General features: G+C 44.8%; 14 protein-coding genes and 1 other RNA gene. 8 read left to right on the forward strand and 7 right to left on the reverse strand.

Annotated features, from left to right (window positions below; all coding sequences use genetic code 11):
• Window positions 1–43: 43 nt before the first annotated feature.
• On the reverse strand, window positions 44–784 hold the full coding sequence (locus tag NAF29_RS08170) for a LamG domain-containing protein (RefSeq protein WP_251261088.1): 741 nt from the start codon (window positions 782–784) through the stop codon (window positions 44–46).
• Between the two features lie 371 nt (window positions 785–1,155).
• On the opposite strand from NAF29_RS08170, the gene cas6e reads away from it, so the two are divergent.
• Both cas6e and NAF29_RS08185 read left to right on the forward strand, forming a co-directional pair.
• Window positions 1,156–1,524 carry a type I-E CRISPR-associated protein Cas6/Cse3/CasE gene (gene cas6e, locus NAF29_RS08180; RefSeq protein ID WP_285817679.1) on the forward strand — a complete coding sequence of 123 codons (369 nt, stop codon included), beginning with the start codon at window positions 1,156–1,158 and terminating at the stop codon, window positions 1,522–1,524.
• Window positions 1,525–1,964: 440 nt separating this feature from the next.
• A complete protein-coding gene (locus NAF29_RS08185; RefSeq protein WP_251261089.1) occupies window positions 1,965–2,495 on the forward strand; it encodes an outer membrane beta-barrel protein in 531 nt (176 codons plus the stop codon).
• Between the two features lie 766 nt (window positions 2,496–3,261).
• Here NAF29_RS08185 and ssrA read toward each other — a convergent pair.
• Both ssrA and smpB read right to left on the reverse strand, forming a co-directional pair.
• Window positions 3,262–3,625: a transfer-messenger RNA gene (ssrA, locus tag NAF29_RS08190) on the reverse strand.
• 97 nt (window positions 3,626–3,722) lie between these two features.
• Window positions 3,723–4,202 (reverse strand): SsrA-binding protein SmpB, encoded by a 480-nt coding sequence (gene smpB, locus NAF29_RS08195; RefSeq protein WP_251261090.1) that lies wholly within the window; start codon window positions 4,200–4,202, stop codon window positions 3,723–3,725.
• A 107-nt stretch (window positions 4,203–4,309) separates the two neighbouring features.
• On the opposite strand from smpB, the gene NAF29_RS08200 reads away from it, so the two are divergent.
• Window positions 4,310–4,747 (forward strand): type II toxin-antitoxin system RatA family toxin, encoded by a 438-nt coding sequence (locus NAF29_RS08200; protein ID WP_251261091.1) that lies wholly within the window; start codon window positions 4,310–4,312, stop codon window positions 4,745–4,747.
• Window positions 4,728–5,084: an RnfH family protein gene (locus tag NAF29_RS08205; RefSeq protein WP_251261092.1), complete on the forward strand. Its 357-nt coding sequence runs from the start codon at window positions 4,728–4,730 to the stop codon at window positions 5,082–5,084. The genes NAF29_RS08200 and NAF29_RS08205 overlap by 20 nt, the downstream gene beginning before the upstream one ends.
• Window positions 5,085–5,104: 20 nt before the next feature.
• On the opposite strand, the gene bamE is transcribed toward NAF29_RS08205, so the two are convergent.
• The 3 genes from bamE to nadK all read right to left on the reverse strand — a co-directional run bounded on the left by bamE (window position 5,105) and on the right by nadK (window position 8,530).
• Complete coding sequence (gene bamE / locus NAF29_RS08210; protein ID WP_349665566.1) at window positions 5,105–5,779, reverse strand: outer membrane protein assembly factor BamE domain-containing protein; 675 nt, start codon at window positions 5,777–5,779, stop codon at window positions 5,105–5,107.
• Window positions 5,780–5,894: 115 nt separating this feature from the next.
• Window positions 5,895–7,556, reverse strand: coding sequence for a DNA repair protein RecN (gene recN / locus NAF29_RS08215; RefSeq protein ID WP_251261094.1), 1,662 nt, complete (start codon window positions 7,554–7,556; stop codon window positions 5,895–5,897).
• A gap of 92 nt (window positions 7,557–7,648) precedes the next feature.
• A complete protein-coding gene (nadK, locus tag NAF29_RS08220; protein WP_251261095.1) occupies window positions 7,649–8,530 on the reverse strand; it encodes an NAD(+) kinase in 882 nt (293 codons plus the stop codon).
• A gap of 131 nt (window positions 8,531–8,661) precedes the next feature.
• On the opposite strand from nadK, the gene hrcA reads away from it, so the two are divergent.
• The 3 genes from hrcA (at window position 8,662) to NAF29_RS08235 (ending at window position 11,845) form a co-directional block, all read left to right on the forward strand.
• Entirely contained in the window at window positions 8,662–9,681 is a 1,020-nt protein-coding gene (gene hrcA / locus NAF29_RS08225; RefSeq protein ID WP_251261096.1) for a heat-inducible transcriptional repressor HrcA, read from the forward strand.
• A gap of 134 nt (window positions 9,682–9,815) precedes the next feature.
• Entirely contained in the window at window positions 9,816–10,418 is a 603-nt protein-coding gene (gene grpE, locus NAF29_RS08230) for a nucleotide exchange factor GrpE (RefSeq protein WP_251261097.1), read from the forward strand.
• Between the two features lie 245 nt (window positions 10,419–10,663).
• A complete protein-coding gene (locus NAF29_RS08235; protein ID WP_251261098.1) occupies window positions 10,664–11,845 on the forward strand; it encodes a glycosyl hydrolase in 1,182 nt (393 codons plus the stop codon).
• A 3-nt stretch (window positions 11,846–11,848) separates the two neighbouring features.
• Here NAF29_RS08235 and NAF29_RS08240 read toward each other — a convergent pair whose 3' ends face one another.
• Entirely contained in the window at window positions 11,849–12,043 is a 195-nt protein-coding gene (locus NAF29_RS08240) for a DUF4250 domain-containing protein (RefSeq protein WP_251261099.1), read from the reverse strand.
• A gap of 179 nt (window positions 12,044–12,222) precedes the next feature.
• Between NAF29_RS08240 and NAF29_RS08245 the strand changes: the two genes are divergently transcribed.
• Complete coding sequence (locus NAF29_RS08245; protein WP_251261100.1) at window positions 12,223–12,450, forward strand: DUF1653 domain-containing protein; 228 nt, start codon at window positions 12,223–12,225, stop codon at window positions 12,448–12,450.
• The last annotated feature ends 57 nt before the right edge of the window (window positions 12,451–12,507 follow it).

A 12,507-nucleotide genomic window follows, 5' to 3' on the forward strand; every position in this document is an offset into this window, starting at 1 on the left:
CTTTCGAAGCCTTCAAAAGGCAAAAGCCAATTTATCAATTCAATTAGTAAGTAATTTTCATCCAATCAACATAAAGGTCTGGATAACGACCAGAAGGTAGGTTTGTGCCTCTCTCGACCAATTGGACAACTGACGGGCGGTTATTGAATAGAGGCCAAACGGTTCTACCTGTATTATCTTCACTGATAACAGAGGTGTATTGTAAGTTTCCATTCATATAAAACTTAACTTCCTTCGCTTTTGTGTAGTCGGCCTTATAAGTTCTATAGCTGTTTCTCCACCACTGAGTTCCAATCATTGTTTTATGGTCGCCAGTAGGGAAAGCTCCCGATGCCCAGTAATTGAAAGTATTGAAATTATTTCCTTCCGGGTATGGAGTTTCCATAATATCAATTTCATAAACATTGTTATCCATTAAGAGGTTACTTACCCACCATGCGCCCCAGTTATAGGGAGCATTCTGTGAGTTTCCGTACATAGTGACACGCGCTTCTGCAATAGCTTTAGCTTTCTTTAAGGTATTATTGGTATTAGCCCAATATGCACCACCATGAGCATAGTTACCAAGCCACTCGGATGACATACCGACAAAGCCACCAGCTCGCCAAACTGCACCGCTCCGATATGCAATTGAATACCCTAAGATATTAAAGTCTGAGTGGACTCTTTGGAAACTACCATCATCTGCACCATCAAAGTTCTCAACTATTGTAGCCGCATGAGACATAGTCACAGAAGCAAGTGAAACTGCTAATGTCAAAAATATCCTATTCAAAATTTTCATGTTATTTCTCGCAAATTTATTAATAGTAAAAATCTAAATCTAAAATATTAGATAGAGGGCAACTTTTGTTTTATATGAAAGACATATAACTTCTGAGCACACAACACGTTGTAACAACACATTAACGTTTTGTTTGCGGTACGTTTATTAGTCAGCTGTTGGTTCTCTGTCAATGAGTCAGAGCTTCAAATGGGAGCTATTGACTAGAAGTAATATTGAAATGTGATCCAGTTCTTGTTTAGTTAACATTAATCAAATAATAGTTAACAATTAATCAAGGGAGGGCTAGGCCTACTAATCTGTAGTGGCGCACTGAATTTGGCATCTGATTAGAGGTGATATGCTCACCTCGTAAACCAAACAGGTGAACCATGACAAAACGTACCAGACGAACATTTAGCCCCGCGTTTCGATTAGAAGCCGCCCAGCTTGTTGTTGACCAAAACTATTCCGTCAAACAAGCAGATGAAGCCAGAATGGAACAGGCTGCAATCTCCTGGTTGGCAAATGAAAAGCGTTTGAACGAATGGAGTATCACGTTGGACTGTCAGCCCGATGTTGAATGCTATAGCCAGCACCGCATCCATAAAAAGAGCGGCCATCATGTTCAGTTCTCCAGCGTTGATTTTCAGGGGATCTTAACGGTTGAAAACCCTGATACATTTTTTAAGAAATATCGTGAAGGGTTTGGCAGAGCCAAAGCCATGGGGTGTGGTTTGATGATGATTAGGCCAGCATAAGTTGGTTTATTGCGAATCCTGACTAGATTAGAGCCTAATTTGGATTGAATTAAGGGGCAAATTTTACTCTATGCTGGCAAGTGGAGCTGATAAGGGTCGGTAGCGCTACTTACTTAACTCACGGTTGTATTGCGCCCATAAGGACAAGGAATGTCATTTATCCCTTTAAAACCCATTCCCATCAAAGATCGGAATTCAATGAGTTAGAGCAGCAGATATACCGTACCAATGACCCCAGAGCAGATTGATATTCCGAGTTGAAAAAAAAATTTCCACTACGCTATTAACAGTACAATCACAAAAGCAGGGGAGCTCTAATGGGACCCCCATATTCAGGAAACCCACTTTACAAAGGAATGGGAACCTTATAACAGGCTTGGTAAGCATAAATATACTTGGGGATAACATTTATGCTTTCTTAGCTCAACTAGGAAAAGGTAATGAAAAAATTGAAACTTAATGGCGCAATTTTGTTGACCTTGGGTATAGCGGGCAATGCCGTCGCACAGAATGACTTCTATGCGGGGGCGAGTATCGGGCAGGCTAGCATCGATGCTTGCAGCGGTATCACCAACTGCGACGATGAGGACACCGGCTGGAAGATCTTCGGCGGTTGGGAGTTCAATTCGCACCTCGCCTTTGAGGCCGCTTGGGTGGATTTTGGTGAGGTCGATGGCTCCTTAGACGGTTCGAAAATTAGCGCCGAAGTAGACGGATGGTCACTCGCTGCGAAGGGCACGCTGCCACTCAACGACCAGTTTGGCCTGTTCGGTAAGTTCGGCATGATCATGTGGGATGTCGAAGGGGGCGGAGCTGCTTCCGGTATTGATGACGATGGCAGCGACCTTTTGTATGGGCTCGGCGCTGAATACATGTTTACAGACCAGTTCAGTATTGTAGGTGAGTGGGAATGGTATGATATAGACGAAGACGTTGATCTGTTTTCCGTCGGTGTACTGTTCAGGTTCTAATCTAATCGACGGGTGGGGCTAATTCAAATAAATGCGCTAACGCATTTATGCCCCAAAGTTTGCTAGCTCCGATTATTGATAAATCATCTACTATTAGCCTGTGCCACTTTGAGTGCAGTTTTTAGCAGTAGTGGCAGGGATCACTTTCCAATTACTCTTCACCGCCGCACAGGCGGCTTAGAAACTGCTGTAAAAAATTGAGCGTCACACCTCCGACTTCACCGCCGCACAGGCGGCTTAGAAAAAACAGGTGTTCCCCGTACCCACGGGGATGAGTCATCTTATGAATTGTTTTTTTGGTTGGCACTTCAGTGTTCTTCGCGATGCTCTTTAGGGGCGATACGCTTAGCTACCAAAGTGTGTGCTTCGTCTGCCATTTCGCGAGCGGCTTTCAATGATATCGTAGGTTAAGTTCCAAAACCCATGTTGATGCGCTTTTTGGTAAATGGGTGTCGAGAGTTTAAACCCCACTGTTGGCTGCCATTGGTGCGTACTCGAAATTGCAGGCCTTCGCCATTCGTCAAGATGTAATCTTTGTCTTTTGGGGGGCTGATTTTAACTGTTTGCCTGATAGTTTGTACTTTGCCATGGCTGCACCCAAAATTGGTATTCCAAGCCGAGCTTAGCAGATGTTTGGAATACCGAAAGGGATACTTATTGGCTGAGATACGATGAGATGAAAATATACTTAAAGAGATTTAACTTATTGAAAAAGTTAAATTATAGGCAAAAAAAAGACGCCCTAAGACGTCTTAATTCTATAATGTGGTGGAGCCGGGGGGAGTTGAACCCCCGTCCGTGAATGCGCCATCCTCGGTACTACATGCTTAGTCAATCATTACATTCGCCGGTACGCTGCGGACAGACACGCCACGCACAGACTATCCTGAATTAGATTTAATGCTTCGGCCATCAGGCATGGCGTCCACACGATCCCGTTTGGGTTTGACTATCTGAACTCCCCGTCCTACGGGCAGAGGCTAGGGCAGATAGGCTCTAGCAGGTTATTAAGCTGCTAGTGCGTAGTTTTCGTCGTTTGCGACTATTAATGTGCGGCTTTTAACGAGGCAAACCGCCCCTCGACATGCACCTAAGACTTTATCATCCCCGTCGAATCCAAAATCGGCCCCAAGGGTTTGTGTCATAGACGGGCTAAGTGTAACAGAAGTATTCCTGTGTGCGTTAGCCCCAAACGTTCGTTTGCTCAGAGATTAAACGATATGTCTATTATGCTCGCTTCATGACGCGTGATTTCTGGCGTTGCCAATCTTGATCTTTGGCACTGTCACGTTTGTCGTGAAGTTTTTTACCTTTCGCTGTTCCAATTTTTATTTTGACCCAAGGGCCTTTCCAATATAGCGATAGTGGCACAATGGTTTGGCCGCTGCGTTCAATTGCCCCTGTTAAATGGTCGAGTTCTCGACGATTTAACAGCAACTTACGAGAACGAGTGGGATCACATATCACGTGAGTGGAAGCAGCAAGTAGCGGCAAAATAGACGAACCGTACATAAAGCACTCGCCGTTTTTTACCGTGATGTAAGACTCTGCGATGTTCGCTTTGCCTTGCCGAAGTGATTTGACTTCCCAACCTTGTAGCTCAAGCCCTGCCTCAAATTCTTTTTCAATAAAGTAATCGTGACGGGCGCGTTTGTTGAGCGCAATCGTGTTGGAGCCTGATTTATCTTTTGATTTTTTCTTAGCCATAGGGCGCTTATTATACCTGCGTATTATTTGAATGCCATTAGTCTGAGCATTCAATCGTGAATTGAGCTTGTGTTACAATCATGACACTTAGTAGGTGGAGGACCAGCGTGGCGAAAGTAGACCGATTTGCATTAGTCAGTTTTAGTGCTCAGCAAATGTATGATCTTGTGAATGATGTGGCATCGTACCCAGAGTTTTTACCTGGATGTTCAGAAAGCCGTTTGTTAGACACTTCTGATAGCCATATGAAGGCTTCGTTGCGCGTGGCCAAAGGCGGCATTAGCAAATGGTTTACGACCCACAACAACCTGACTTCAAATGAATCGATTCATATGGAGTTGGTGGATGGGCCATTTAGTCATCTTAAAGGGTTATGGGAATTTACTGAGCTTGCCGAAGATGCTTGTCGGGTCAGTTTGAAATTGGATTTTGAATTCTCCAGCGGCCTACTTGGCGCTGCGTTTAATAAAGTGTTCCATCAATTAGCCAGCAATATGGTGCAAGCGTTTGTTGAGCGCGCTAAGGATGTTTACAGTGCCAAATGAAATTGCGATTGAAGTCGCATATGCCTTGCCGCTGAAGCAGACCTTGTTGAGCGTGAGTGTGCCAGAAGATTCAACCGTGAAAGACGCGATTGAAGCCAGTGGCATTTTAGACATGCATTCTGACATTGATTTGTTGGGAGACAATAAAGTGGGTGTTTGGAGTCGGGCCTGCAAATTGGACTCTGCTTTAAAAGATGGCGATCGAATTGAGATCTATCGTCCTCTCATTGCTGATCCTAAGCAGGTTCGAAAAATGCGTGCGGAAAAGGCAAAGCTTGAAGGGCGAGCAGATAAAGTCACTGGAGGGCGAGTCAATCCGAAGCGAGCTTCGAACTGACTCTGAGTCGCTATGCGTTCTTACATTTGAGGTAAGTGCGCAATAATTGGATTGGTTTTTGTGAGCTCAGCGATGGCCTCTAATTGACCTTGCAGCTCTTCTTGAGTTTCTGCTGAATCTGCAAAAACACTCACAGGCTGACCTTCAGCAGGCTGCTCTGGCCATGTCGTCACAATGTAACCGGCTTGCTCAAGTTGAATGCGAAGACGTTTCACGTTGGCTGCATTTGAAAATTCGCCAACTTTAATGGCCCACAGATCTGATTCTTTAGAAGCGGCTGGAATGACCGGAGGCTCTTCCACAACATCGCTAGACAATTCTGTGTTGTCGAAATCTGAAACGTATTCATCAATTGGAACGTTGAACTTCTCACTTGGCTCGTAATCGCCAGTGATTTCTGTGAGTAATTCATTCTCATCAAATTTTGCGACTAGACGCTTTTCAATGAGCTGCCCTTTACCGGTTTTGTATCGGTACTGGTAATTCCAATTTTTGGTGTTGAAAGCATTATTCACCATGGGAGTACCCAGAACAAACTTGACCTGTTCTTTGGTCATTCCGACTCTGAGTTTCTCAACCTGTTTCTCATCGATAAAATTACCCTGCGGGATATCAATTTTATAGACAAGGCTATTTAAAAAGCTACAACCTGGCAGGCACATAAGGCCCAGTGCAACGATTAGTACTCTAACCATTTGGGATATGACTTCTTCGTTAAATCTAAGTTGGAAGCATCATACCGAGTTCCAACTATTCCGTACACTGTCGTTCGCATATTCCGCTCACAAGATGACTATTTTTACATTGATTTTATGAATGAAAAAGTAGCTCCTGAGCATTTGCCAGCGTATGTTCGGTGATTTGTTCACCACCTAGTAGTCTCGCTAACTCCTCTACACGGCCTTTTTCATCTAGGACTTGTACCCGCGTTTCGGTTGAACTTTGTGCAATTAGCTTGTCTACAAATAGTTGGTGATGCCCACTCGCTGCTACTTGAGGTAGGTGAGTCACACAAATAACTTGGCTTTTGCTGCCAAGGCTTCGTAATAACTTACCCACAATAGAGGCTGTCTGGCCGCTAATACCCACATCAACCTCATCGAACACCAACGTTGGAGTGGTTTGGCTGTTGTGGGTAATGACCTGTATCGCAAGGCCTAAACGAGACAATTCACCACCAGATGCCACTTTACCCAATTCGCCTAACGGTTGACCGGGGTTCGTTGCCACCAATAAGCGTATATCGTCAGAACCAATAGCTGAAGGAGAGTTGGGTTGAATTTCAAATGCGATTTTGGTGTGCGGCATATTCATGCTTTGAACTTCAAACATAATGCCTTTGCATAAAGATTTACCGGCTTTTATTCGGCTATGCGTGAGTTTTAACGCCGCTTTGTGGTAGTGATCTTCAGCATCTCGAACTTGTTGCTCTAACTCTTCAAGTGTTTCAGATGGATGACCAATTAACTCCAATTCTTGAACGAGTTGCTGATGGTGGCGGCAAAGTTGCTCGGGTTCTACATGATGTTTGCGGGCCAGATCCAAGGCTTTTTTCATGCGTTGTTCTGTTTCGTTGAGTCGAACTGGGTCAAACTCAATAGAACCGCAAAAGCTCTCAAGTTCTGAAGATGCTTCATCAATCTGTATACGCGCTTCTTCTAAAATTTGCAGTGTAGGTTTGATGGATTCATCGAGCTCTGCGCACTGATGTAAATGTTGGCATACCTGATGAAGCATAGCGTCCACATTGGCGGGCTCTGCGGTTGCGAGTGACTCATGCGCTTGTTGGCCGTGTTGAAGTAAATCAACTGCATGAGAAAGGCGTTTAAAATCGAACTCTAGTTGTTCAAATTCACCTTCTTGAAGGGCAAATTCGTTAAGCTCTTCTACTTGATAACTGAGTAGTTGTAAGCGATCGCGTTGGGCATCTTGGCTGGACTGAAGCGACTTTAAATGAGATTGAACAGTTTGCCATGCTTTAAACCGTTGTGCGGTTTTTTGTAATAGATTGTCGTGCCCCGCGTATTGGTCGAGAAGCGCTTGTTGGCGTTCATTTTTAATTAAATCGAGGTGAGCGTGCTGGCCGTGAATACTAAGCAAATGCGCGCCTAGGTTTTTGAGCTGTTGAATAGGAACGGGCTGACCATTGATATAACCGCGCGACCGGCCTTCGGCGGTAATCGTGCGGCGAAGAATACACTCACCGTCTTCATTTCCTAAATCATTTTGGTCCAACCAAGCGAATGCCTGTGGAATCTCATTCACATTAAAACAAGCAGAAATATCGGTTTTATTAGCCCCAGGACGCACCATAGAAGCTTCCGCACGAGCACCAATACAAAGGCTTAAAGCGTCAAGCGCGATGGATTTACCGGCTCCGGTTTCGCCAGTGATGGTTGTCATCCCTTGTTGCCAATCTAAGCTGAGCGAGGACACTACGGCAAAATTTTGAATGGTAAGTTGCTGTAACATAATAGAACCACTGTATAAGTACTGTATGGATGAAGTTTATACAGTGTTTATACAGTGGTGCAAGTTATTTTTTATGAAGCTTTGGTGTTGCTCTAAAAGAGTTTACTGCTCCAACCTAATTTACTGCGGAGTACTTCGTAGTAGTTGTAACACCTTGGATGGACTAAACGAAGGCGGTGAGCGGCTTTGCGGATGATGATTTCATCTCCGGGCATGACTGACAATGTGACATGTCCATCACAGCTCACCATCAGCGTGTCGCTATTTTCTTCCATTACACGTAATTTAACTTCGCTATCGGCTGCGATCACGATTGGCCGCGCGCTTAATGTGTGCGGAAACATTGGAAGTAAGCAGATCGCGTCGAGATCTTGGGTTAGGATCGGGCCGCCGCCTGAAAGTGAGTAAGCGGTTGAACCTGTTGGGGTAGAGACAATCATGCCGTCGGCACGTTGCTGGAATACGAATTCGTCGTTGACCAACACCTCAAAAGCAATCATGTGGGCCACTTTTCCCGGGTGAAGCACGGCTTCATTGACGGCTGTGTTTGCACTTTTTAACTCGCCATGACGGTATACTTCAGTATTGAGTAAAAACCGGTATTCGGTCTGATAGTCACCTCGGAGTACCTGTAATAACGGGGCTTCAAAGTCTCCCGGGTTCAGATCTGTTAAAAAACCTAAATTGCCTCTGTTTACGCCCAATACCGCAACTTTAAAACGGGATAGCACACGCGCTGCACCAAGCATGTTACCGTCACCTCCGACGACAATGGCAAGGTCTGCTGCTTGTCCTATGTCGCTCAATGCCGCTGTGGCATAGGTATCATCAAAAGATGCAGCAAGGCGCTCTTCAATAATGATATTGAGGCCTTCGCGTTCTAAAACGGTCAGTAGCGCCTGAACTGTTTCGATGGCGCCAGCATGATCGGGTTTACCGATTAAGGCGATGGTTTTAAAGACTGACTCGCTCATTGGGGTGTCCATAGTAGTGGTCAACCGTCAGGATAATGCGGAACTTGTGATCGAACAAGCGATAGAAGGTCTTGAATTCCTCTTCCGGTGTACGCATATGTAAATGATGGGATTCATTGCAGTGATTTGGTATGAAGAAACTGAATGCTCGAGCAGAGCAAGTATTACAGCATCTGATTGAAGAGTTTATTCGAAGTGGCAACCCTGTTGGTTCCAAATCGTTGGCCGATCACCAAACTATCCAAGCCAGCCCCGCCACGGTGCGCAATGTGATGTCTCAGCTTGAGCGTTCTGGATTACTTATGTCGCCGCACACGTCTGCAGGCCGCATTCCCACTGAATACGGACTTCGTTTATTTGTAGATTCGATGCTCACAGCAAAGCCCTGCGACGACTGGCACAAGCCGATGCAAAATCAACTCGATTTATCCATGCCCACGCAGCAATTGTGCCGCAGTGCCAGTGATTTGTTGTCTGAAATGACACAACTCACAGGGTTTGTCATGTTGCCGCATTGCAGGAGCTCTAAACTGGCTCGCATCGAATTAGTTCAGCTTACCGAAACTCGCGTACTCGCTGTGCTTGTGTCTGATGATGGCTCGGTGCACAACCGCATGCTTCAAATGAACAGGCACTTTTCTGCCGATTGCTTGCTAGATATGACTCAGCAGTTAAACAAGTTACTGCAAACGCATGACATTGAAGAAATTCAGCAACACCTCAGCCAATGGGTAGACGCAGAAGAAGCTGCGCTTGAAGTGGGTCAGCAAGCGTTAGATTTAGCCGAACAAACGAGTCACTCCAAGCAATATCATGTGGCTGGAGAAGCGCACTTATTGGATGCCGATATTGCCAATGATGTGAGCCAAATTCGAAGTGTATTCGATGGTGTGTTACAAGCTGAAAAATTACTCGAATTGGTGGATTCTTGTTTAGATAGTGAAGGGGTCAAACTATACATTGGCAAAGAGAGTGGCATCGACTTTTTATCATCATGCTCGGTGGTCAGTTCACCTTATGCCGTTAACGGAAAAGTCGTGGGGGCTTTGGCGGTGATTGGCCCCATGAGAATGGACTACAGTCGAGTTATTCCAATGGTGGACGTGACCGCTAAGATGTTGTCATCTGCCTTAAGTTCTGTTCAGCGGTAGTTGGATCTGAGCTTGATTCGTGCTTGGAATGTAAAAAATTTATCGAATATTGGCTTCAGATCTTGAATCGACGCCAAGCGTCCCCATAATTAGCGTCAGTATATTTGACCCCATTTATAACCTCTGGAGTTGCAATGAGTGAGCAAGAGCAAAAACAACCTGAAACCGAGATTGAACAACCTGAGTTAAACGAAGCAGACACTGCCGAGGTTGAGCAAGAAACTGTAGAAGGCCCTTCAGAGCGTATTGCTGAATTAGAACGTGAGCTTGCAGCTGCCAATGCAACGATTGCCCAACAGAAAGAATCTGTTGTGCGTGCGGCCGCAGAAGTGGAGAACATTCGTCGACGTTCTGCCACAGATGTTGAAAAAGCACACAAGTTTGCATTGGAAAAGTTTGTGAATGAGCTTTTACCCGTGATCGACAATATGGAAAGAGCACTCTTGGTTGCAGACCGTGATCAAGAAGCATTGAAGCCGATGATCGAAGGTGTGGAACTGACCTTAAAGAGTTTCACCGATGGTGTGGTGAAGTTTGGTGTGGAAGTGATTGACCCTCAAGGTGAAGCTTTTAATCCAGATTTGCACCAAGCAATGTCGATGCAAGAGTCAGCGGAAATGGCTCCTAATACTGTGATTGCGGTGATGCAAAAAGGCTATCAGCTCAATGGGCGTTTGTTGCGTCCAGCAATGGTCATGGTCAGCAAAGCTGCACCTACGGTAGATACCAACGCATAATCGCGTTTTATCAACGAATAAATGTTAGGTCGCTCACAGAGCGGCCTTTTTTATACCTGAAAAACAGATGACTCAAAGTTAATCGTTAAATTCGTCACAGAAATTTATTTGCTGGAACAATATTTTGTTACCGGTAACGTTGGCGGTTGGGTTTGTTTTTTGTAGCACGACCGAAGTCTTTTAAAGCTCTTTCCATAGTGATCATGAAGAGTCATGTGCGAAAGAGGTGGTTTCTGGGGAAACGAATGTCTTTGTATTCATCTAAAACATTGTGGTTAACGGCGGCGCTAACGCTTGCTGGTTGCGGCGGCGGTTCTTCGTCTAGTGAAAAGCAAGTTTCGTCAGGTGACGATTCGCCACCGATAAATGCCACTCCCGAAGTGCCTCAAACGCCAGAGCAGGAACCAAGAAACACATACGAACCAGAGGATGGTAAAGTTTTATTCTTCATTGGCCAAGATAATGAAGGAGTCGGTGGGAACCAAAATATCGAGGCCCCGCAGGAAAAGTGGTCTGGTTATCTAAATACCGAAGCGCCAAAGGCCGCAGGGATCACCAGTTACATCTCCTTGGTAGACAGCTCTAGCAATCCGTCTGCGAATGTTCCTCAGGGGAAGATGATTGCAGGTTTATTCAACAAAACGAACTATGGCGCAGGGCCTGTTTGCTTACAATGTTATTTAGACAGCCCTGATATTGATTGGAGCGATACACTGGTTCATTTATCCATTTGGTATGCCGACGGCAGTGCGGGCGATATTGCTCAAGGCGAGCGTGATCATATCATTGCAGAGCTTGCTGAGTTCTTAGCCATATATCCAAACATCAAATTTTTTATTCGACCGGGCTATGAATTTGAGTTTCAGTATCAGCAACAAGGCGTGAGTAGCCAAGACTATATTGGCGCATTTCAGCGAATTGTTTCAGGCTTAAGAGAGGCCGGAGTGGGTAACTTTGTATCAGTGTATTCGGGAGCCAGCGCGTTTACATCAATTGACAATTGGCAACAGTATTACCCTGGTGATGACTATGTAGACTGGTTGGGCTATTCGTTTTTTGAAGCGAACACAAATCCAACAACGCAAGCAGGGGGGCTAGCGTTTGCTCAGCAGGCTCAAAAACCGGTGATGATAGCAGAGGCTTGTTTACATGATGTGGCCATTAATCAAGCCAATGGTGAAGATGTTTGGAATGAATATTTTGTAAGTTTGTTGCAACACATTGGTGATCATCCAGAAACCATTAAGGCACTGGCATATATCAATACAGATTGGAGAGCACACAGCCTGTGGCAAACAAATCCGTATTGGGACGGTACTGACAGCCGCATTCAAAATTCAGACTATATACTTCAGCAATTTCAAAGTAGCTTTAGCACCGCCCAATTTCTCACCGCTGACGATGATGTGTACGACGCTCTCAACTAAGTGTTATCGAAATTGATTGCTATCTGGGTAGTACTCCATATCGATACTACCCATTTTCACTTTCAATGCTGACTTTGGAATATCACAGCTCGAACAAAGTGAGTCCAGAGAATTATATTCATCTCTTAACTTCATGTTCACCATGCTGAGCAGCATAAATGCATCCATAGTATCGAGCTGACGCTTAGACAGTTGCATAACTACTCCCCTCCGTGGTTCAGATTAATAGTAATACGAAATTGGGATAATGTGCAGAAAGTAACCGATAAAACCTCGATTTCTTCTAGGCTAAGATACGACAACTGATTCAGGGCAGATCAGTCTGATACCATGTAAAAAATTTTTGAGTGCGCTCAACAGAATTAAGTGAACCTTCGATGACATCTTCAAAATCAATTTCTAGCGGTATTTATCAGCACTATAAAGGCAGTCGATATGAAGTAATTGACGTGGTGCGGCATAGTGAAACGGAAGAATATCTTGTGCTTTATAAACCACTATACGGAGAACAAAAGCTATGGGTTAGGCCGTTTGATATGTTTGTTGAGTCGGTTGAGGTTAACGGTGAGATGAAGCCACGGTTTGCCTTTTTAGAGGCTGAATAACGTTTAAAAGGTGTTTTTTGAAGAAAAATGTAACTTTTTTTGGGGATCTCGGTTGAA

This window comes from Echinimonas agarilytica, assembly GCF_023703465.1.
GTDB lineage: Bacteria > Pseudomonadota > Gammaproteobacteria > Enterobacterales > Neiellaceae > Echinimonas > Echinimonas agarilytica.